The organism is Isoptericola sediminis, assembly GCF_013085345.1.
GTDB classification, from domain to species: Bacteria; Actinomycetota; Actinomycetes; order Actinomycetales; family Cellulomonadaceae; genus Isoptericola; species Isoptericola sediminis.
In genome coordinates, this window is sequence record NZ_JABFAJ010000018.1 from 18091 (window position 1) to 39678 (window position 21588).

17 protein-coding genes and 1 tRNA gene are annotated in these 21588 nt (G+C 72.9%); 3 read left to right on the forward strand and 15 right to left on the reverse strand.

The features are described 5' to 3' along the window. Positions 1 to 108 precede the first annotated feature (108 nt). From HLI28_RS09640 to HLI28_RS09660, 5 genes are all read right to left on the reverse strand, one after another. On the reverse strand, positions 109 to 870 hold the full coding sequence (locus tag HLI28_RS09640; RefSeq protein ID WP_171247311.1) for an ATP-binding cassette domain-containing protein: 762 nt from the start codon (positions 868 to 870) through the stop codon (positions 109 to 111). After that, positions 867 to 1748 (reverse strand): amino acid ABC transporter permease, encoded by an 882-nt coding sequence (locus HLI28_RS09645; RefSeq protein ID WP_171247312.1) that lies wholly within the window; start codon positions 1746 to 1748, stop codon positions 867 to 869. The genes HLI28_RS09640 and HLI28_RS09645 overlap by 4 nt, the downstream gene beginning before the upstream one ends. Before the next feature lie 13 nt (positions 1749 to 1761). Next, complete coding sequence (locus tag HLI28_RS09650) at positions 1762 to 2628, reverse strand: transporter substrate-binding domain-containing protein (protein WP_171247313.1); 867 nt, start codon at positions 2626 to 2628, stop codon at positions 1762 to 1764. Between the two features lie 140 nt (positions 2629 to 2768). Beyond that, on the reverse strand, positions 2769 to 3266 hold the full coding sequence (locus HLI28_RS09655; RefSeq protein WP_171247314.1) for a dsRBD fold-containing protein: 498 nt from the start codon (positions 3264 to 3266) through the stop codon (positions 2769 to 2771). Between the two features lie 99 nt (positions 3267 to 3365). Then, positions 3366 to 3635, reverse strand: coding sequence for a DUF7218 family protein (locus tag HLI28_RS09660; RefSeq protein WP_171247315.1), 270 nt, complete (start codon positions 3633 to 3635; stop codon positions 3366 to 3368). A 568-nt stretch (positions 3636 to 4203) separates the two neighbouring features. Here HLI28_RS09660 and HLI28_RS09665 point away from each other — a divergent pair. Further along, entirely contained in the window at positions 4204 to 7647 is a 3444-nt protein-coding gene (locus tag HLI28_RS09665) for a hypothetical protein (RefSeq protein WP_171247316.1), read from the forward strand. Between the two features lie 168 nt (positions 7648 to 7815). On the opposite strand, the gene map is transcribed toward HLI28_RS09665, so the two are convergent. From map to HLI28_RS09695, 6 genes are all read right to left on the reverse strand, one after another. After that, positions 7816 to 8598: a type I methionyl aminopeptidase gene (gene map / locus HLI28_RS09670; protein WP_171247317.1), complete on the reverse strand. Its 783-nt coding sequence runs from the start codon at positions 8596 to 8598 to the stop codon at positions 7816 to 7818. Further along, positions 8595 to 9782, reverse strand: a complete 1188-nt coding sequence (locus tag HLI28_RS09675) for a GDSL-type esterase/lipase family protein (protein WP_171247318.1) — start codon at positions 9780 to 9782, stop codon at positions 8595 to 8597. Before HLI28_RS09675 ends, map begins: the two co-directional genes overlap by 4 nt. Beyond that, positions 9779 to 10357 (reverse strand): TetR-like C-terminal domain-containing protein, encoded by a 579-nt coding sequence (locus HLI28_RS09680; protein ID WP_171247319.1) that lies wholly within the window; start codon positions 10355 to 10357, stop codon positions 9779 to 9781. Before HLI28_RS09680 ends, HLI28_RS09675 begins: the two co-directional genes overlap by 4 nt. A 303-nt stretch (positions 10358 to 10660) precedes the next feature. Then, positions 10661 to 10737, reverse strand: a tRNA-Met gene (locus HLI28_RS09685). A gap of 101 nt (positions 10738 to 10838) precedes the next feature. Then, positions 10839 to 13889 (reverse strand): UPF0182 family protein, encoded by a 3051-nt coding sequence (locus tag HLI28_RS09690; protein ID WP_171247320.1) that lies wholly within the window; start codon positions 13887 to 13889, stop codon positions 10839 to 10841. 155 nt (positions 13890 to 14044) lie between these two features. Beyond that, positions 14045 to 15229, reverse strand: coding sequence for a YlbL family protein (locus HLI28_RS09695; RefSeq protein ID WP_343035762.1), 1185 nt, complete (start codon positions 15227 to 15229; stop codon positions 14045 to 14047). A gap of 130 nt (positions 15230 to 15359) precedes the next feature. Here HLI28_RS09695 and HLI28_RS09700 point away from each other — a divergent pair, with 130 nt between their 5' ends. Further along, positions 15360 to 16808, forward strand: a complete 1449-nt coding sequence (locus HLI28_RS09700; RefSeq protein WP_171247321.1) for a zinc-dependent metalloprotease — start codon at positions 15360 to 15362, stop codon at positions 16806 to 16808. A 16-nt stretch (positions 16809 to 16824) separates the two neighbouring features. Here HLI28_RS09700 and HLI28_RS09705 read toward each other — a convergent pair whose 3' ends face one another. Beyond that, on the reverse strand, positions 16825 to 17313 hold the full coding sequence (locus tag HLI28_RS09705; protein ID WP_343035763.1) for a M48 metallopeptidase family protein: 489 nt from the start codon (positions 17311 to 17313) through the stop codon (positions 16825 to 16827). A gap of 188 nt (positions 17314 to 17501) precedes the next feature. Between HLI28_RS09705 and HLI28_RS09710 the strand changes: the two genes are divergently transcribed. Continuing rightward, positions 17502 to 18578, forward strand: a complete 1077-nt coding sequence (locus tag HLI28_RS09710) for a ThiF family adenylyltransferase (protein ID WP_171247322.1) — start codon at positions 17502 to 17504, stop codon at positions 18576 to 18578. 59 nt (positions 18579 to 18637) lie between these two features. Here the strand turns inward: HLI28_RS09710 and HLI28_RS09715 are convergent, their stop codons facing one another. The 3 genes from HLI28_RS09715 to HLI28_RS09725 form a co-directional block, all read right to left on the reverse strand. Continuing rightward, positions 18638 to 19006: a WhiB family transcriptional regulator gene (locus tag HLI28_RS09715; RefSeq protein ID WP_171247323.1), complete on the reverse strand. Its 369-nt coding sequence runs from the start codon at positions 19004 to 19006 to the stop codon at positions 18638 to 18640. A gap of 166 nt (positions 19007 to 19172) precedes the next feature. Next, positions 19173 to 19343, reverse strand: a complete 171-nt coding sequence (locus HLI28_RS09720) for a hypothetical protein (protein WP_171247324.1) — start codon at positions 19341 to 19343, stop codon at positions 19173 to 19175. A gap of 155 nt (positions 19344 to 19498) precedes the next feature. Continuing rightward, the gene (locus HLI28_RS09725; protein WP_171247325.1) at positions 19499 to 21541 is read right to left on the reverse strand and encodes an ATP-dependent helicase; all 2043 of its coding nucleotides are present in this window, start codon (positions 21539 to 21541) and stop codon (positions 19499 to 19501) included. Positions 21542 to 21588: the final 47 nt, after the last annotated feature.

Sequence of the window (21588 nt, forward strand, 5' to 3'; positions counted from 1 at the left end):
ACGTCCCCTCGCCGACGGAGGGCGTCGCGCGACGCCCCACTGCCTACCCAGAGCGTCGCGCGACCTCGGGTGATACGCACGCGGTCGGCCCGGCGCAGCCGGCGCGGCTCAGCGCAGCCGGCGCAGGAACTCCCGGGTCCGGTCCCGCTGCGGGTCGTCCAGGACCTGGGCGGGCGTGCCGCGCTCGTGCACCCGGCCGTCGTGCAGGAAGACGACCTCGTCGGCGACCTCGCGGGCGAAGTCCATCTCGTGGGTCGCGACGAGCATCGTGGTGCCCTCGGCGCGCAGCTCCAGCAGCAGATCCAGGACCTCCCCGACCAGCTCCGGGTCGAGGGCCGAGGTGACCTCGTCCAGCAGCAGCAGCTCGGGTCCACCGGCCAGCGCCCGGGCGATCGCGGCGCGCTGCTGCTCCCCGCCGGAGAGCTGGTCGGGGTAGCCGCGTGCCTTGTCCGCCAGACCGACCTTGGCCAGCAGCGCCCGGCCGGCCTCCTCGGCCTCGCCCCGCGGACGGCGGTGCACGAGACGCGGCGCCAGGGTCACGTTGTCCAGGACGGACAGGTGCGGGAACAGGTTGTACTGCTGGAACACCATGGCGAGCCGGGCCCGGACGGCGTCGGCGTCCACCCAGGGGTCGGCCACGTCGACCCCGTCGAGGAGCACCTGGCCGTCGTCGACGTCCTCGAGCAGGTCGACCACGCGCAGCAGCGTCGACTTGCCCGAGCCCGAGGACCCCACCAGGACGACGCACTGGTGCTCGCCCACGTCCAGGTCGATGCCGTCGAGCACCGTCCGGCGGCCGGCCCGGCGGCCCGGTCCCGCGGGGAACGACTTGCGCACCTCACGCAGGCTCAGCAGCGGCGGTGCGGTCACCGGACCACCCCCGCACCGCTGACGCCGCGGAGCGAGCCGCGCCAGCCCTGCCGGGCCGACCAGGCGTCGACGAGCCGGGTCAGCGGGATCGAGATCAGCAGGAACAGCACGCCGGCCACCACGTACGGGGTGAAGTTGTAGTCGCCGGTGGTGGCGATCTGGGCGGCCCGGATCGCGTCGACCGCGCCGAGGATCGAGATCAGGCCGGAGTCCTTCTGCAGGGACACCAGCATGCTCGCCACCGGCGCCGAGACGTTCCGCACCGCCTGCGGCAGCACGACCTTGCGCACCGCCTGGCCACGGGTGAGCCCGAGGGAGCGCGCGGCGGCGACCTGGGAGGGGTGCACGGACTCGATCCCGGCGCGGAAGATCTCGGCGAGGTAGGCCGTGTACGTCAGGAGGATCGCCAGACCGCCGAGGAACGCCGCGCTCACCGGCAGCCACTCCAGCCGCAGGGCGGGCAGCCCGAAACCGACCAGCAGCAGCACCAGCAGCACCGGCACCCCGCGGAAGACGTCGACGTACAGCACGGTGAACACCCGCAGCGGGAACAGCGCCGGCAGCCGGGAGGTGCGCACGACCGCCAGCAGCAGGCCGACGGTCAGGCCCACCACGGAGGCCACGACCCACACCCGCAGGTTGAGCCACAGCCCCTCGGCGACCTCGGGCAGGACCTCCCAGGCGCGCTCCGGGGAGAAGAACGCCTCCCGGGCCCGCTCCCAGCCGGGAGCGGTGGTGACGACCGCGACGACGGCGACCAGCACGATCGCCGTCGCCGTCCCGGCGACCAGCAGGGCGCGCCGGTGCTGGGCCCGGCGGTACTCCGCCCGGGCCCGGGCACGCTCCGACAGGGCCGGGCCGTCCGTCGCTCCGGTCATCGCCGTCGCGCGGTCAGGACAGCTCGGGGACGTCGTCCGACTTCAGCCACTCGGTGCGCAGCTCGTCGAGGGTGCCGTCGGCCTCCAGGGCGTCCACGGCCTGCGAGACGCACTCGGTCAGCTCCGAGTCCTTGTCGAGCACGAGGCCGAGCTGCTCCGGCTCGCCGACGTCCGGCAGCGTGCCCACGACCTGGGTGTCCGGGAAGTACACCGTCGAAGCCGCCACGCCCTGGTCGACGTCCATCACCATCGCGTCGATGGTGCCCGAGGTCAGCGCGGTCATGCCGTCCCCGGCGGCGTTGAAGGGGGTGATCTCCACCGCGTCGCCCCAGGCGGACTCCGCGGCGTCCAGCGAGGTCTGCGCGGCGGTGACGCCGATGCGGGCGCCCTCCAGGTCCGCGAGGCTCGTGGCGTCGGCGTAGTCACCGTCGTCGGCCACGATCACGCCCTGGTGGCTGGTCAGGTACGGGCTGGAGAAGTCCACGGCCTCCGCCCGCTCCTCGGTGATGGTGGTCTGGTAGGCGGCGAGGTCGAACGGCTTGATCGCCGGGGAGATGATCTGCTCGAACGTCACCGTCTCCCACTCGACGTCCTCGGCCGCGTACCCCAGCTCCTCGGCGACGGCGTAGACCAGGGCCGACTCGAAGCCCTCGCCGCTGGTCGGCTCGCCGACGTACCACGGCTCGAACGGCTCGCCGGCACCGACGGTGAGGGTGCCCTCGGTGAGCGTCGGCAGGTCGCCCGCGGCGCAGGCCTCGGACGCGGACGGCGTGGCGCTCGCGGCGTCGTCCGCACCACCCTCGTCGGCGGTGGAGCAGGCCGTCAGCCCGAGCAGCACGGCGGGCGCGAGGGCGACGGCAAGAACGGGACGGGTTCGCACGGGTGGGTCCTCCTGGTCGGGACGACGGCGCGGATCACCGTCGAGAGCCGCACCGAGCCTATGCGCGCGGCGGCGGCCGGGACACCGCGCGGCACTGTGCGTCCGGTCACCCCGCCGGCCGGTCCCGCCCGGCCGTCCGCTCAGTCGTGCACGTGGGCCGGCACGCCGGTGGAGGCGGTGATGTCCTCCTCCGCCTGCCCGAGCAGGGCGTCGGCGAGACGCCGCAGCGCACGCCCGGCGGCCACCTCGTCGCCGATGACCGGGATCTCCGTGTCGTGGGGGTCCTTGCGGGCGTGCCCGACGGACCGCAACGGGCCGACGTCGGCGTGCTCGACCGGGCCGGCCACCAGCACCGCCTCCGCCGTCGTGCTGCCCGACGCCTCCACCAGCGACAGCTGGACGGTCCAGGTGGCGGCGCGCGCAGGGCGGGCCGTCTCGTCCGCGGCCCCGGCGTCGCCGTGCTGCACGAGCGAGTCCGGCCCGGGATAGACCAAGGACTCCTCCTCCGTGTCCGACCACCTCACCGTGTAGGGCGGGGACCCGTCGTCGTGGTGGAGCTCCGTGACGACGCCGTCACGGACCGCGCCTCCCACCACGCCGGACGCGGTGATGATCCTGTCCCCCACCGAGGCCTTCATGCTCCTCGCCTCCGTCTCCCCGTCGAGCCACGGAACCTGTCCCTCCATGGTGCTCCCGGCGACGACGGCACGCCAGGGGCAACCGGCCGATCGGCCGTCTCAGTGCGACCGCAGAGCCTCGATCAGCTCGTCCTTGCGCATCGAGGACCGCCCCTCGATGCCCAGCTCGGCGGCGCGCTCGTGCAGCTCGTCGACGGTCCAGTCCTCGTACGCCGGGGACTCGCCACCCTCGCGGCCGACGTCGCCGCGACCGCGGTTCGCGGCCGCGTTCGCGATCCGGGCGGCCTTCTCCTTGCTGTTGCCCTCGTCGCGGAGCTTCTCGTACAGCTCCTCGTCCTTGACGCTGGGGCCGGGATCCTGTCGTGGCACGGCGTGCTCCTCTCCTCGTCCCTCCATCGTGGGACGGCGGGACGACGTCCGCACCTGGGCGGGACGGGCCGAGGTCCGCCGGCACGACCGGCGAGGCGGGCGGACCCGGTCGACACCTCGACCGGCAGGACCCGCCGGGTCGTGCCCGGCTCGCCCGTCCGACGTCCCCCGGGACGTTGTTGCACGAGCATTCCGGGGACGGTAATTTCCTGTGTGCTCGACCGGCGACGGCCCCTCGCACCTTGCGAACCTTCCGGCCGCGAGCAGTGGAGGTGGCGATGGGCAGGATGCCTGCGGTGGTCGTCCCCCACGCCGGTTCCCCGGTCGGCGACCCCGACCCGACGGAGCACGGGAACGCGCCCGCGGCTCCGCACCTTAGCGCCGCGGACACGGCCGGTCCCGGCACCCCTACTCGCGGCATCGACGACGCCGCGTCCCCCCGCGTCAGGGAGCTCTCGAGCGCGCATCCCCGTGCACTCCCCTCTGATGCCAGCACTGGGCGAACCAGCGGTGTGGGAGCGCTCCCGCACACCGGTCCGCCCCGCACCACAACCGCAAGGAGCAGCGCATGACCACGACCGGGCCCACCTCCGAACGGCTCGTCGGCCACGCCGTCGTCGACGGCTCGCACCTCGGTCTCGACGACCGTCGCTACTACGCGATCACGTCGTACGACCAGATGCCGCCCTTCCTGATGACCATCGCCGGGGCGAGCGACCTGTGGATGTTCATCTCGAGCACCGGAGGACTGACCGCGGGCCGCCGTGACGCCGACCACGCGATCTTCCCATACTACACCGAGGACAAGGTCGCCGAGGGGGCGGGTCGCACGGGCGGCCTCACCACGGTCCGGGTGCACCGCGCGGACGGCGACGTCGTGTCCTGGCAGCCCTTCGCCGAGACGCGACCGGGCGACCCGGCCGTCGACCGCAGCCTCTACAAGGACTTCCTCGGCACCAGCGTCGTCTTCGAGGAGACCCGGACCGACCTCGGACTGCGTCTGCGCGTCGTGTGGCAGACCAGCGCACGGTACGGGGTGGTGCGCAGCTGCCAGATCACGTCCCTCGCCGAGCGCCCGGTCGACCTCGAGGTCGTGGACGGGTTCCGCAACCTCCTGCCCGCCGGCACCACCGCCCAGGTCCAGAACGAGCTGAGCATCCTGCTGGACGCCTACAAGCGGGCCGAGCTCGCCCCGGGCGGCCTCGGCGTCTACTACCTCAACTCCGCCCTGACCGACCTCGCCGAGGCGAGCGAGTCCCTGCAGGCCTCGGTCGCCTGGCAGGTGGGCCTCGAGCAGGTCGAGCACCTGCTGTCCGAGCGGCAGCTCGACGCGGCGCAGGCGGGCGAGGCGCTGACCAAGGAGCTGGACGTGCGGGGTGGCCGGGGCGCCTACCTCGTCCGCACCCGTCTGGTGCTGGAACCCGGGGCGCAGCGCACCTGGCGCGTCGTGGCCGACGTCTCGCGGTCCGCACCGGACGTCGTGGCCCTGCGTGACGAGCTGGCCGACCCCACGGCGCTCGCGGCGCGACTCGACGAGGACATCGAGGCGACCCGTCGCGGGCTGGAGGACCTGCTCGCGGCCACCGACGCGGCGCAGCTGACCGGCGACGAGCTGGCCACCGCCCACCACGGTGCCAACGTGCTGTTCAACACGATGCGCGGAGGCGTCCCGGCGGGCGGCTACCAGCTCCGCGGGGGCGACGTCCGGGCCTTCGTCCGCACCCGGAGCCCCCTCGTCGCCGAGCGCTGCGCCGAGGTGCTCGCGTCGCTGCCCTCGACCCTGTCCCACGAGGAGCTGATGGCCGCGGCCGAGGAGAGCGGGGACGCCGACCTCTGGCGCCTGTGCACCGAGTACCTGCCGCTGACCTTCGGCCGTCGCCACGGCGACCCGAGCCGGCCGTGGAACAAGTTCCAGATCTCGCTGCGGGACGCCGACGGTGAACCCCTGCTGGACCACCAGGGCAACTGGCGCGACATCTTCCAGAACTGGGAGGCGCTGGCGTGGTCCTTCCCCGAGTACGTCGAGTCGATGGTCGCCGTCTTCCTCGACGCCACCACCGCCGACGGGTACAACCCGTACCGGATCTCACGCGGAGGGATCGACTGGGAGGTCCCCGAGCCGGACAACCCGTGGTCCAACATCGGGTACTGGAGCGACCACCAGCTGGTCTACCTCGTCAAGCTGCTCGAGACCTCCGAGCGCTTCCACCCCGGGAGCGTGCGGCACCTGGTGAACCGTGCGGTCTTCACGCACGCTGACGTGCCGTACCGGATCGCGTCCTACGCCGACACCGTCGAGAACCCCTACGCGACGATCACCTTCGACACCGAGGCCGCGGCCGCGATCGCGCGCCGTGCCGAGGTGGAGGGCGCGGACGGCAAGCTCGTGCACGGCCCCGACGGGCACCTGCTGCACGTCACCCTGGCCGAGAAGCTGCTCGTGCTCACCCTGGCGAAGGTCGTGAACCTGGTGCCCGAGGGCGGCATCTGGATGAACACGCAGCGGCCCGAGTGGAACGACGCGAACAACGCGCTCGTCGGGCGCGGACTGTCCGTCGTGACCCTCGCGTACCTGCGCCGCTACCTGGGCACCGTGCGCGACCTGCTGGACGAGGAGCTGACCGTCGGCATCGAGGTCCGGGAGCTGCTCAGGGAGGTCGGCGACGTCCTCAGCCGGCACCGCTCCGGCACCGTCGACGGCTTCGACGACGTCGAGCGGCGACGCGTGGTCGACGCCCTGGGCGCGGCCGGGACGGCCTATCGCGAGCGTGTCTACGCCGGGCTCACCGGTGAGCGCACCGTGGTCGGGGCGGAGGAGGTGCGCGAGGTGGTCGACACCGTGCTCGCGTACGTCGACTCGGGCCTGCGGGCGAACCGCCGTGCCGACGGGCTCTACCACTCGTACAACACGCTCGACCTGGGGCCGGGCCGCGTCACGATCAACCGGCTGCAGGAGATGCTCGAGGGACAGGTCGCGATCCTGTCCTCGGGGTTCCTGACGCCCGCCGAGTCGCTCGACGTGCTGCGGGCGATGCGCGAGAGCGCGCTGTACCGCGCCGACCAGCACAGCTACCTGCTGTACCCGGACCGCGACCTCCCCGGGTTCCTGGACAAGAACCGGGTCTCGCCCGCGCAGGCGGCCCAGGCCCCCCTGATCGACGCCCTGGTGCGCGCCGGGGACCGGTCGATCGTCCTGCAGGACGCGGGGGGTGACTACCGCTTCGCCCCGGGCATCCACAACGCCCGGGACGTCGACGCGGCGCTCGACGCCCTCGAGGATCCGGAGACGGACGGCGCGCTCGACGAGGCGGTGGCGACCGGCCGGGAGGCCCTGCTCTCCGTCTTCGAGGAGGTCTTCCGGCACGCGGAGTTCACCGGTCGGTCCGGGTCCTTCTTCGCCTACGAGGGCCTCGGCAGCATCTACTGGCACATGGTGTCCAAGCTGCTGCTCGCGGTGCAGGAGAACCTCGAGCGTGCCGTGGCCGAGGGTGCCGACGCAGCCGTCGTCGACGAGCTCCGGGCCCGGTACGAGGACGTTCGCCAGGGGCTCGGCTACTGCAAGCCGCCCGAGGTCTACGGCGCCTTCCCGGTCGACCCCTACTCCCACACGCCGAAGGGTCGCGGGGCGCAGCAGCCCGGGATGACGGGCCAGGTCAAGGAGGAGGTCCTCACCCGCATGGGTGAGCTCGGCCTGCGGGTGGAGGAGGGCCGGATCGTGTTCCGCCCCGTCCTGCTCCGTGCCGAGGAGTGGACCGCGGAGCCGACGACGTTCCGGTACGTCGACGTCGGCGGGACCGAGCAGGCCGTCGAGCTGCCCGCCTCGAGCCTCGCGTTCACGTTCTGCCAGGTCCCGGTCGTCTACCGGCGGGGCGCCGACCTCGCGGTGAGCGTCGAGGGCGCCGACGGGGTGGAGGCCGTCTCCGGGGCCGCGATCCCGGCCGAGGTCAGCGCCGAGGTCTTCCGCCGGACGGGGGCCGTGCGCGCGATCCGGGTCACGCTGCCGGCCGCCTGACACCGGTCGCGACACGACGGAGCCGGCGCCCGGCCCGGGACGGGAACACCGCCCGGGACGGGTGCCGGCTCCTCGCGCTCGATCGAACGGGTCCTGCGGGAAGCGACCTGGGCGGGCGCCGCGCACACCCGTCCGAGGCGGGCAGCAGCCCCGGGCAACCCGACGTGGTCAGCGCAGGCGGCCCGTCGGCAGGGTGAGTATCTCCGCACCGTCGTCGGTGATGGCGATCGTGTGCTCGCTGTGCGCTGTGCGACAGCCGGTCGCACTGCGCAGCGTCCACCCGTCGGCGTCGAGGGCGAGCTCGTCGGTGTCCGCCATGACCCACGGCTCCAGGGCGAGGAGCAACCCGGGCCGCAACCGGTATCCCCGGCCGGGACGTCCCGCGTTGGCGACGTGCGGGTCCTGGTGCATCGTGCTCCCGATGCCGTGCCCGCCGAACTCGGTGTTGATCGGGTAGCCCGCAGCGCTCAGCACGGTGCCGATGGCATGCGAGAGGTCGCCGATGCGAGCCCCGGGTCCGGCAGCGGCGATGCCGGCTGCCAGGGCGCGTTCGGTCGCTTCGACGAGGGCGACGCTCTGCGGAGGCCGTCGATCGCCGACGATGAAGCTGATGGCCGAGTCGGCGGCCACGCCGTCCTTGAGGACGGCCAGATCGAGGGTGACCAGGTCGCCGTCGGCCAGCCGGTAGTCGCGGGGGCGGCCGTGGAGGACGGCATCGTTGACCGCCGTGCAGACGTAGTGACCGAACGGCCCCCGCCCGAAGGACGGCGCATAGTCGACGTAGCAGGACTGCGCCCCGGCGTCGCGGATCAGGTCCCGAGCCCATCCGTCGAGGTCCAGGAGGTTCGTGCCGACCACGGCCCTGCGCCTCAGGGTCTGCAGGATGTCCGCCACCAGGGCTCCGGTCACCCGGGCACGGTCGACCTGGGCAGGCGTCAAGATCTCGATCATCGGCAGGCGCTCTCCTCGGGGCTGATGATCGATCCACCCACGGTGCGTCCAGCCCGGCCGGCCTGCCCGGCCCCCGGCGCCACCACCGCAGCGAACCGCTCACCGATGAGTCGATGGGTGGCGGCATCGGGGTGGAGGTTGTCGGGCAGCGGCAGCCGCTCGGCGTCCTCGGGGCCGTACAGGGTCAGCCCGTCGACGTAGGACAGGTGCGGGTCGCCGCGACGCTCGACGACCTCAGCGAGCACCTCGCGAACCGCCTGCAGGGTCAGCGCCCCGCGAGCTGCCCCTTGCGGGTCTCCCTCCGCCCGGAAGGCCACCCGCCCTTCGGTGAAGGCGGCCGTGTCGACTCCCGTCGGTCCGGGAACTGCTTCGTGGATTCCGCAGTGGATGGGTGAAACGATCACCAGGGGCGTCTCGGGGTGCCCGTCGCGGATCGTGTCGAGCCAACCGTGGACTGCGGGTCCCAGAGCGCGCCGGCGCACCAGGTCCTGGTTGACGAGGTTGATGCCGACCTTGACGCTGATGACGTCGGCCGGCGTGTCACGCATCGTCCGGGCGACGAACGGATCCAGCAGAGCGCTGCCGCCGAGACCCAGGTTGGTGAGGTCGACCTGGGCGAGGCGGGCGGCGACGACCGGCCACGGCTCGGTGGGGTAGGTGGCGAGCGAACCGTGGCTGATCGAGCTGCCGTGGTGGACCCAGCGCGGGCGGTCGTCCTCGAGCGGCGCGACCGGGGCGTCGGCGCGGAGGGCGAGGAGCTCGGTCTGCTCGTCGTGCGGCAGCCATACCTCCACCTCGCTGTCGCCACCCGGGAGGGTGAGCACGAGGGTCGTCGGCTCGCCGGCGTCGAACGTGCTGGCACCGGTCATCATGTCCACGTGGAGCACGTTGCCGCCCGGCGCCTGGTGGCGCTCGACCAGCTCGCCCCCGACCAGCACGTCGTACCAGCCGTCGGGTCGCGAGGGCGCACCGACGTAGCGCCGCTTGGTCGGCAGCACGTCGAGCTCCAGCCGAGTGGCCGCGGTGCGGATCGCGAGGCGGACACCCGCGGGTTGTGCTGCGGCGTGGTGGAGCTGCGGATCGTCGGACTGCGCGCGCGCCCAGGCCGGTAGCCGATGGGGCAGCAGTCCACGGTCGGTGCGCTCGAGCTCCAGCGCTCCGTGGATGAGCAACGGGTCGATCATCGGGCCTCCCAGGATCTCAAGATGGCGTCGAGCCCGTCCAGGACGCGCTCCCAGGACTCGTCGGACGCAGGTGCGTCGGCCGCACCGTGGCCGAAGGCTCCGGCGGCGTCGAGGGCCGCGTAGCCGTGGAACGTGGCGCCGAGGAAGCGCACGGCGTGAACCTCGTCGGCACTGGACAGCCGGTAACCGCGGAGCGCGGCCCGCGACAGGTCCGCGTGCCGCCGCCCGGCGCTCGCCGCGGCCGTCTCGGCGTCGAGCGGCAACCGGGACGCGGCGTAGCGCCCGGGGTGCTCGACGGCATAGGTCCGCCACACACCGCCGAGGGCTGCCAGGGCAGCACGTCCGCTCACCCCGGCGATGGCCGCGGCGACCAAGTCGGCGGTCTCCGCCAGCGCGAGCAGCGCGACACCGGTGCGAACGTCGGCCTGGCTGCGGACGTGGGTGTAGAGACTGGGGGTCGCGACCTCGAAGTGCTTGGCCAACGCCGTGAGGGTGACCTGCTCCAGGCCCACGTCGTCGGCGAGATCGGCCGCGGCCGCTGTGACGCGACCGGTGGTCAGTCCTTGACGAGGCATTCCGCCCCCCTCCTATGCGCTGATGGTTTTATCCTAATGCGCATAGGTAACGGCGTCCAGCCGTCCACGCCAGAACCTGCGCGATGCCGGTGAACGGGTTCGGACGGCCCCACGCCGGAACCCACGTCCTGCTCCTGATCCACGACCACGACGGGAAAGTCATCAACGCCGCCACCGGCGGGACCCTGCGCGAGGTCCTCATCGACCTCGCCCGCGACGACCAGCCACGCCGCACCAAGACCCGGGAACGACAAAGGCCCTCCCGATCTCTCGATCGGAAGGGCCTTTGCCGGGATACTTCCTTGGTAGCGGGGGCAGGATTTGAACCTGCGACCTCTGGGTTATGAGCCCAGCGAGCTACCGAACTGCTCCACCCCGCGGCGATGTCCTTAACTCTAGGACACGGAATCCGGCCCCGTCCAATCGGTCCTGGCAGATGGGACGCAGGTCACAGCACGTCCCTCTGCCCGGACCGACCGGCTCAGGGGTTCAGCTCGCCCTCGGCGGCCAGGGCCTCCTCCAGCGCGGTCTGCAGACGCTCCTGGGCCTCGCCGTAGGCGGTCCAGTCGCCGTTCTGCAACGCCTCGTTGCTGTCGTTCAACGCCTCGTTGGCGTCCTGCAGCGCGGCGTCCAGCCGGGCCTGGGCGTCGCCGGCCGGCGGCGCCTGGGTCTCCTCGGTGGTCTCCGTCGGCGACGGCGTCGGCTCCTGGGTCGGCTCGGCCTCGGTGGGCTCCGGGGACGGCTCGATCGGCTCACCGGTCTCGGGGTCCACCTGGTCGGTGGGCACCTCGGTCTCGGCCTCGTCGGCGTCGCCGGCCTCCGCACCGGAGTCTCCCCCGAAGACCTGGTCGAGCGCCTCGTCCAGGGTCTCGGCGTACCCGGTCTGGTCGCCGAAGGCGACCAGCACGCGACGCAGCAGCGGGAACTGGGTGCCCGACCCGGACTGGATGTAGACCGGCTGGACGTACAGCAGGCCGCCGCCGACGGGCAGGGTCAGCTGGTTGCCGCGCACGACCTCGGAGTCACCACGGCCCAGGATGTTGAGCTGCTCGGAGATCGTCGGGTTCGAGTTGAAGTTGTTCTGCACCTGCCCGGGGCCCGGGACCGTCGAGTCGCGCGGGAGCTCGAGCAGCCGGAGCGTGCCGTACCCCTCGGCGATCTCGCCGTCCTCCGACCCCGCGTCGGCCTCGGCCGCCAGGTAGCCGGTGAGGATCTCCCGGTCGGTGAAACCACCCGGGATGAACGTGCTCGTCAGCGAGAAGGCCGCGTCGTCCTCGCCCGGCATCTGCAGGGTGAGGTAGTACGGCGGCTGCTTCGACATCAGGGCGTCGTCGCTGCCGACCGGGTCGTCCGGGGTGCGCCACTCGTCGGAACCGGCGAAGAACTGCTGCGCCTCGGTGACGTGGTAGCGCTCGAGCAGCGTGCGCTGGACCTTGAACAGGTCCTCCGGGTAGCGCACGTGCGACATGAGGCTGCCGGACATCTCGGAGATCGGGCGCACCGAGTCCGGGAACACGTCGTTCCACGCCTGCAGCAGCGGGTCCTCGTCGTCCCAGGCGTACAGGGTGACCGACCCGTCGTAGGCGTCCACGGTGGCCTTGACGGAGTTGCGGATGTAGTTGACCTCCGGCGGGGCCTCGACCGGCAGACCCTGGGCGGCGGCGGTCAGGGAGTCCGTCGTCGCCTCCTGCATCTGGTTGCTCGCCGAGTACGGGTAGGCGTCCGACGTGGTGTAGGCGTCGATGACCCACTTGACGCGGCCGTCGACGACCGCCGGGTAGACCTTGTTGTCCAGGGTCAGCCAGGGGGCCACCTTCGAGACCCGCTCCTGAGGGTCGCGGTCGTAGAGGATCTGGGAGACCTCGGTGACACGGTCGGAGAAGAAGATCTCCTCGTCGCCGAACCGCAGCGCGTAGAGCAGCCGCTGCAGGAACGTGCTGATCTCCGGACCGGCCGACACCTCGTCCGTCGGGAAGCTGTACAGCTCCTGCTGCCCGCCCTCGGCGTCCGCCTGGTAGTCGAGCTCCCACGGGTCGGTGCCCTCGGGCGCTCCGACGATGGAGTACGGCGGCGCCTCGGGGCTGAAGTAGATCCGCGGCTCGTACCCGCCGGGGAACATGTCGGTCAGCGCGCCCTGCGTGGGGATCCCGCCCTCGAAGAAGGCCGGCTGCCCGTCCGGGCCGGGCTGGTTGCCGTAGGCCGCGACGACGCCGAAGCCGTGGGTGAAGACCGTGCGGTCGTTCGTCCAGTTCCGGTCCGCCAGGCCGCTGAGGTTCAGCTCGCGCACGGCGATCACGGTGTCGCGCGACTCGCCGTCGATCTCGTAGCGGTCCACCGCCAGGTTGTCGGTGAAGTTGTAGTACTGCTTGTTCTGCTGCAGCTGCCGGAAGGACGGGCTGACGACCTGCGGGTCGAGGAGCCGCACCTGGGTCGTCGTACCCGCGTCGTCGCGCAGCTGCCCGGCCTCCGCCACCGTGGTGGCGTCGTACTGCTGGGACTCCACCTCGGCGATGTCGAACGCGTCGAGCGTCGCGTCGATGTTGCGCTGGATGTACGGCGCCTCGAGCGACTGGGCGTTCGGGTCGACCTGGAAGCGCTGCACGACGGCCGGGTAGATCGCGCCGATGGCGATCGCGGAGACGACCATGAGCCCGACGCCGATGGCCGGCAGCCGCCAGGTGTCGCGGAAGGCGGCGACCACGAAGAGGATCGCGACCAGGACGGCCACGCCGGTGAGGATCTCCTTCGACGGGATGACGGCGTGCACGTCGGTGTAGTTGGCGCCGTCGAACCGCTCGTGCTGGCTCGTCAGGATGGAGTACCGGTCGAGCCAGTAGTTCGTCGCGACGAGCAGCATGATCAGCGTGCCCAGCACCGCGAGGTGCACCCGCGCCGCCGTCGTGGTCCGCGACGCGCCGTCGGCGATCGGGCCCAGGCGGACGCCACCGTAGAGGTAGTGGGTGACCACGGCGGCGATGGTCGAGATGACCAGGACCGCCATGAGGAAGCTGACGACGAACCGCAGCACGGGCAGCATGAAGACGTAGAAGCCGACGTCGAGGCCGAACTCCGGGTCGGCGGTCCCGAACGGCTGCCCGTTGAGGGCCAGCAGGACGGTCTCCCACTGGGCGGACGCCGCCACGCCGGCGAAGAACCCGATGAGCACCGGACCCGCGTAGGTGACGACCTTGCGCAGCGGCTCGACGGCCTCGCGGTACTGGTCGAGCGTCGCCTGCTCCGGCGTCGACGGCGCGTAGATCGGCCGCGTGCGGTACCCGACGGCGAAGGAGCTGTAGACGGCGGCCGCCATGATCAGGAAGGCCACGACGAACAGCACGCTGCGGGTGATCCACTGCGTCCAGATCACGTTGGCGTACCCGACCTGGGTGAACCAGAGGACCTCGGTCCAGAAGTTCGTCAGGAACAGCAGCACGACCACCAGGGCCGCCAGCACCACCAGCGTGATGAGCAGCGGGCTGCGACGTCGGGACGGGGCTGGACCGTCAGGACGTCGGGGCGGGGCGAAGGACACGGTGCGGGCACCTCATTCGTGCTCGGGTCGGGACACATGCGTCGGACATCGGGACAAACGTCCCGGCGTCGTTCCAGGTTCCCACGTTTCCGGCACGGGAGGGGTTCACGCCGCTCACGAGTCGGTCACGATCACCCCGCCCGGTGGCACGCCCCTCAGGCGTCGCCGGCCTCGCCCTCGCAGCTCGGCAGGTCGGACGTCTCACCGGCGCCGATGGCCTCCATGGCGTCGCGAGCCTCGGCGAGGGTGCCGACGGACACGACGTCCAGGCCGTCCGGCACGTGGCCGACCACCTGCGGGCAGTTGTCCGACGGCGCGAGGAACCAGGTGGCCCCGTCGCGCAGCGCGCCGTACATCTTCTGCTCGATCCCGCCGATCGGGCCGACGCGACCGTCGACGTCCATCGTGCCCGTACCCGCCACCACGACACCGCCGAGCTCGTCCTCCGGCGTCAGCAGGTCGACGATCCCCAGCGCGAACATCGTGCCCGCGCTCGGGCCGCCGATGTCCTCGATCTGGATCGTGACGTCCACGGGGAAGTCGTAGACCGGGTCGATGAGCACGCCGAGCAGGGCGCGACCGTCGCCCTGGCCCGTGGTGACGGTCAGGTCGGTCGGCTCGCCGTCGCGCTCGACCCCGAGCACGACGTCGTCGCCGGGCGTGACGCCGTCGAGCGCGGCCAGCAGCTCCGGGTAGGTGGCGAGCGGCTCGCCGTCGAGCGAGACGATGACGTCGCCCTCCTCGACGACCCCCTCGGCGCCCGTGTCCTCCGCCGCGGCGACCACGGTCATCGTGGTCGGGACCTCGTAGCCCAGCTCGGTCAGCGCCGCCACCGTCGCCGACTCCTGCGAGCTGAGCATCTGGGCCTGGCCCTGCTCCTGCTGCTCCTCGGAGGTGATGGGCTCCGGGAAGATCGACTCGACGGGCTGCACGGACCGTTCCGGAGCGGTCCAGCCCCACAGCACGTCGCCGAACAGCACGTCGCCGCCCGGTCCGCCGAACACGGAGACGGTGGTCAGGCGGAGCTCCCCCGAGGCCGGGTAGGTGTCCGCACCCGAGATCTCGATGAGGGGTACCGCCGTCGCGCTCTGCCCCTCGGCGGCCTCCTGGGTGCCGAGCGTGTCCTCGGTGGGCCCGGGCGTGCGGATCGCGTACGGGGCGGGCGAGACCATGAGCACGGCCGCCAGGACGGCGGTGATCAGCAACGAGACGACGAGCGTCGTCGACCGCGGGCTCATCCGGCGTCGCGGCGCTCCCTCACGGGCACGGGGCACGTCGAGAGGGGCGAGCGCCTGCCCGTAGCTCTCGTACGGCTGATGACTGCGGTCCTCGAAGCTCACCGCCCCATCATCGCCGATGCGCGCAGTGCGCCGTGAGCGAAAGGGGGAACCCCGGCCGCTCCGTCGACGTCGGACCCGGATACCGTGAACGTGCGGCGGACGCCGCACGCGGAAGGAGCCGAGGACACCCATGAGCGACCTGCCCGACGACCCCGACGCCCGCGAGGAGATGCTGCGGGACGCGCTGCGCGGCATCTTCGGCGACCGGACCGACGAGGTGCTGAGCCAGATGCGGGCGCAGGGCCTCGACCCCGCCGCGCTGATGGGCGGAGCGGCACCGGACCCGGCGACCATGCAGCGTCTGATGAGCCAGCTGCAGCGCATGTTCACCTCCTCCGAGGGGCCGGTGAACACCGAGGTGGCGCACGACCTGGCCCGCCAGGTCGCGGTCGCCGAGGGCGACCCGTCCCTGACCGGCGGCCAGGCGAAGTCCGCCACCGAGGCCCTGCGCGTCGCCGAGCTGTGGCTCGACGCCGTCACGGACCTGCCGCCGTCGGGCGGCGCGACCCACGCCTGGAGCCGGAGCGAGTGGGTCGAGGCGACGCTGCCGGCCTGGCAGCGGCTCGTCGCCCCCGTCGCGTCCTCCGTCGCCGACGCGCTGGCCACGGTGCTGCGCGACCAGCTCGGCGACGAGGGAGCCGGAGCGCTGGGGCTGCCCGGCATGCCGGTGTTCCCCGGCGGCGGGCTGGGTGATCTGGACCCGGCGACGATGATGCGCGGCCTCGGGTCCGCGGTCTACGGCATGCAGGTCGGCCAGGCCGCCGGCACGCTCTCGCGCGAGGTCTTCGGCGCCACCGACGTGGGCATCCCCCTGCTCGAGGACCACGCCACCGTGCTGCTGCCCACGAACGTGGCCAAGTTCGCCGAGGGGCTCGACACCCCGTACGACGAGGTGCAGCTCTACCTGGCCCTGCGCGAGGCCGCGCACGCCCGGCTGTTCGTGCACGTCCCGTGGCTGCGCAGCCACCTGCACGGTCTCGTGGAGCGGTACGCCCGGGGCATCACCATCGACCTCGACGCCCTCGAGGAGCAGGTGCGCGGCATCGACCTGTCCGACCAGGAGGCCCTGCGCGGGGCCCTGTCCGGGGACGTCTTCGGTCTGCACACGACCGAGGAGCAGGAGGCGACGCTGCTGCGGCTGGAGACGGCCCTGGCGCTCGTCGAGGGCTGGGTCTCGGAGGTCGCCGCGACCGCGTCGCTGGCCCACCTGCCGCACTCGGTGCCGCTGCGCGAGATGATCCGGCGCCGTCGTGCCGCCGGCGGCCCCGCGGAGCACACGTTCAAGTCGCTGGTCGGCCTCGAGCTGCGCCCGCGACGGTCCCGGGACGCCGCCGCGCTGTTCGCCCACCTCGTCGCCACCGGCGGCCCGGAGGCCCGGGACGCCGTGTGGGACCACCCGGACCTGCTCCCGGGCCCCGAGGACCTCGACGACCCCACGGGCTACCTCGACCGTCGGCGCGCGCAGGACGAGGAGCACTCGGACGTCGACGCGGCCCTGGCGCAGATCCTGGGCGAGTCCGGCCCGGACGGCGACGAGCCGTCCGACGACCCGGACGCCGAGGACCGCCGGACGGACTGACCGGCGGCGGAGCGGTTCAGCCGGCCGACGACCCGGAGTCGGCGTCGTCGGCGGGCGCGCCGCCCCCGGAGAACGAGACGCCCTCGAGGAACCCGCGCGCCCGCTCGGTCCGGGGGTAGGTCTCCAGCAGGCGCCAGAAGTCGGGGCCGTGCCCGGCGTGCAGCAGGTGGGCCAGCTCGTGCAGCAGCACGTAGTCGATGACCCACTCCGGCATGCCCTGCAGGCGGGTCGACAGGCGGATGGATCCGTCCCCGACCGTGCACGACCCCCAACGGCGCTCCTGGTTGCTCACCCAGCGCACGCTCGTGGGGCGGGCGAGACCGTCCAGATACTTGACCGAGAGGTCCCGGGCGCGTTCGACCAGCTCGTCGTCGGAGGGTCGGCGCCGACGCTCCTTGTCCTCCAGCCGGGCCACCATCTTGGCGACCCACTCGCGCTCCTGCGCCTGGGAGAACCGCGCAGGGATCGCCACGACGGTGCGGTCACCGTCGCGAAAAGCGCTCACCGTAGCGGTCCGACGGCGGCTCCGTCGGACCTCGACGGACGCCAACGTGTCCGGGGTCACCTCATGAGAATACCGGGAGATCGTCAAGACTGTGTGCCAGGACACACGGAACCAGGCTATAACGGACCTGTCCACAGCACTGTGGACGACCCGCACGACACGGACGAAAGCCGTGCGAGGTTGGGTACATGCCCGTCACCGACGCCGGTCCCGCGACGCGCGCGCTCCGTCTGCGGCGGGGAGTGCCGGTCCTGGACCGCGGGCCCGGCCGGCTCCAGCTCGGCTCCGACACCCGTTGGTCGCTCGTCGTCTGCGGGCTGTCGGACGGGGAACGGGCCTGGCTCCGCGAGGCCGCGACCTCTCGGCACGACGACCTGGAGCACGGTGCCGCACGGCACCGGGTGGCGCCGGAACGCCGGGCGCAGATCGTCGCCGCACTGACCGCGGGCGGTTTCCTCGTCCCGCCCGCCGCTCCCCCGGGCACCGTCCTGGCGACCGCCGGCGGCGCGGCGGACGCCCCGGCGCTCGCCGCCCTCCGACCCGACGGCGACGGGCTGCGCACGTTGACCCGGCGCGCCCGTCGGCAGGTGGCGGTCCTGGGGCTCGGCCGGCTGGGGGCGCTGACCGCCGCCCATCTGGCGTCCGCCGGACTGGGTGCCGTGATGCTCGACGACGACCGTCCGGTGCAGCTCACGGACCTGGGCCTGGGCCTCTACCGGGAGGCCGACGTCGGCCACCGCCGCGCCGCCCGCCTGCAGTCGGTCCTGGCGGCCCGGCACCCCCGCACCCGGTTCGGGTCGACGTGGCGTGACGAGGCACCGCCCGACGTGGTCGTCGTCTGCGGCGGGACGGACCCGCCGGAGGCGTTCGCCCGGCTGATGAGCCACGGCCTCGCCCACCTGCCGCTGGTCGCGGGCGAGGCCGGGATCGAGGTCGGGCCGTTCGTACGACCCGGCACGACGGCGTGCACCGCCTGCCGCTACCACCACGAGGTGGACGCCGACCCGGACTGGCCCCGGCTGGTCGCCCAGCTCGCCGCACGGCCCGGCGACGCCGGACAGGAGACCGTCCTGGCCACGACCGGGGCAGCCGTCGCGGTGGGTCAGGTGCTCGCGCACCTCGACGGCGCCCGGCCCGCCGCGGCCGACGCCGTGCTCGAGATCAGCCTGCCGGACCCGCTTCCCCGGGTCCGCGCGATGGCGCCGCACCCGGCGTGCGGCTGCACCGGGACCGCACCTCCGCCGGTGGCGGACCGGTCCGGGTAGCCGGCGAGGCGGTGCACCGGTCGTGGTGCACCGCCTCGCGGGTCGACGGCGAGCACGGCTCAGGCTGCCTGCTCGCTCTTGCGGGGCCGCCCGCGGCCCCGCTTGCGGGCCACGACGACGCCGTCGACGAAGACCTCGCCGCCCCAGACGCCCCAGGGCTCGCTCCGGTCGAGCGCGCCGGCGAGGCAGCCGGCCTGGAGCGGGCACGACCGGCACAGGGCCTTGGCCCGCTCGACGTCGACGGTGTGCTCGGCGAACCAGAGCTCGGGGTCGTTGCTCCGGCACGGCAGCAGCTCGGCGAACTGCCGGTCCAACGCAGCGACCTCGGCGGGGTCCTGGGTCACGGGTTGGTGGGGGGTCCACGGGCGGCTGCCGCCGGCGGGGGTCGCATCGACCAGCCGCTCGTCCAACAGCTGTGCGAGACGCACGATGTTCCTCCGTCAGGTCCTGGGTGTGGTGTGAACGTCGGTGTTCAGGACCTACGGGTGGTCCCCCCGTGTGTCGGAGGGGCCGGTTCGTCCGGCCGTGGAGGCCGATCTCCCGGTCAGGAATGACGAAGGCCGCGGGTCCCGTGGACTCCGCGGCCTGGACCGGTCAGTGGACCGGATGTCTCCAGGGTGCGGAGCCGGGTGCGAGAGCGACGAGAGCGATGCCTGCTCCGCCGCCGGGCGTGCGGAGACGGGCGGACGGAACGACGTGGATGAAGGCATACTTCTCCCCTGTCGCGATGCCGTTGTCGCCGATGAATCGCGTCATCTTGTCCATCTCGTGCCCACCTCCTCACTGGTCTCGGGTTCCCACCTCTCGGCGGTCACCGCAACGAACTCGGTCTCCACGAGCATAGACCTCGGTCGCGGACTCGCCACATCTTTTTTCCAGAACTTTTTCGGGAATCTCGGTGCGCCCCGTCCGGCGCCTCCTCACGGGCGACCGGGAGCCCCCTGGACGAGCGCCAGCAGGGTGGCTCCGTACCGGTCGATCTTCGCCGGGCCGATGCCGTTGATCCGCGCCAGCTCGGCCGTCGAGGACGGACGCAGCTCGGCGATCGCGGCGAGCGTCGCGTCCCCGAGGATCGTGAAGGCGGGCTTGTCGACCTCCCGGGCGACGGTCAGGCGCCACTCCCGCAGCGCGTCGAACAGCGCGAGGTCGGCCTCGCCGGAGAGCTGGGACCGCGCCTGCCCGCGCGGACCGCGCGAGCCACCACGACGACCCCGGCCGTCGTCCGGCCACATCCCGTCGAGGAACCGGGTGCGCTTGCGGGTCGCCCGGCCGCCGGGGTTGCGCGACCGGGCGTAGGAGATCTCCAGGTGCTCGCGCGCCCGCGTGATGCCCACGTACAGCAGGCGGCGCTCCTCCGCGACGCCGTCGTCGGTCTCGGCCAGAGAGATCGGCATGAGCCCCTCGCTCATGCCCGCGAGGAACACCGCGTCCCACTCCAGGCCCTTGGCGGAGTGCAGCGAGGCGAGCGTGACGCCCTCGACCGTCGGGGCGTGCTGGGAGGCCGCACGCTCGGCCAGCTCGTCGACCAGCATCGGCAACGTCGCCGGCGCGTCCTCGGGCGCGGCGGCCGCCAGGTCGTCCGCGAGCGCCACGAGGGCCTGCATCGCCTCCCACCGCTCCCGGGCGGCTCCCCGGGCGTGCGGCGGCTCCGCGGACCACCCGGCGCTGACGAGCACGTCGCGGACCTGCTCGGGCATCGGCTGGTCCGGGTCGGCGGACCGCGCCGCACCGCGCAGCAGCACGATCGCGTCCCGCACGTCCTTGCGGGTGAAGAACCGCTCGCCGCCACGCACCTGGTAGCTGACGCCCGCCTCGGACAGCGCCGACTCGAAGGAGGCCGACTGCGCGTTGGTGCGGTAGAGCACGGCGATCTCGCTGGGACGCACCCCCGAGGCGATGAGCCGCGCCGCCCGGGCGGCGATGCCGGCCGCCTCCGCCTCGTCGTCGTCGTGGGTGGTGAAGGACACCGCCGGTCCGGAGGGCCGCTGCGCCACCAGCTCGAGCGCCCCGGTCACGCGGCCCCGGCGCAGCAGGTCGTTGGCCAGGGAGACCACCTGCGGGGTGGAGCGGTAGTCGCGCACGAGACGGACCACCTGGGCGTCGCGGTAGGTGCGCGTGAAGTCGAGCAGGTAGTGCGGCGTGGCCCCGGTGAACGAGTAGATGGTCTGCGACGGGTCGCCCACCACGCACAGCTCGCGCCGGTTCCCCAGCCACTGGTTCAGCAGGAAGTGCTGCAGCGGCGAGACGTCCTGGAACTCGTCGACGACGAAGTGACGGTACTGGGACCGGACCTGGTCGCCCACGTGCGGGTGGGAGCCGAGCATGTCGGCGAGCATCAGCAGGACGTCCTCGAAGTCGATGACGCCCCGCTCGGTCTTGACGTCCTCGTAGGCGCTGATGAGCCGCGCCACCGTCTGGTGGTCGTAGCCGGACGGCGGCGGACGGTCGTCGGCCGCGGCGGCCCGCACGTAGTCCTCGGCCGTGACGAGGGACACCTTGGACCACTCGACCTCGCTGGCGAGGTCCCGCACGGCGACGCGGTCCACGCTCGCCCCGATGCGGCGCGCGGCCTCGGCCACGGCCGGCGCCTTGTGCTCCAGGATCTGCGGCGGAGCACCGCCGACGATGCGGGGCCAGAAGTAGCCGAGCTGGCGCAGGGCGGCCGCGTGGAACGTGCGGGCCTGCACCCCGTGCGCCCCGAGATCCCGCAGCCGGGTGCGCATCTCCCCCGCGGCCCGCGCCGTGAAGGTCACCGCGAGCACCGACGTCGGCGGGTAGGCCCCGGTGCGCACCCCGTACGCGATGCGGTGGGTGATCGCCCGGGTCTTGCCCGTCCCCGCGCCGGCGAGCACGCAGACCGGGCCCGTCAGCGCGAGCGCGACGTCACGCTGCTCGGGGTCGAGCGCGTCCAGGATCGCGTCGGGATGAAGCAGGGCGCCCGGTGAGTTGGTCGTGGGGGACATCGTCTGCGATTGTCGCAGCCGGTGCCGACACCGACCGCCCCGTCTCC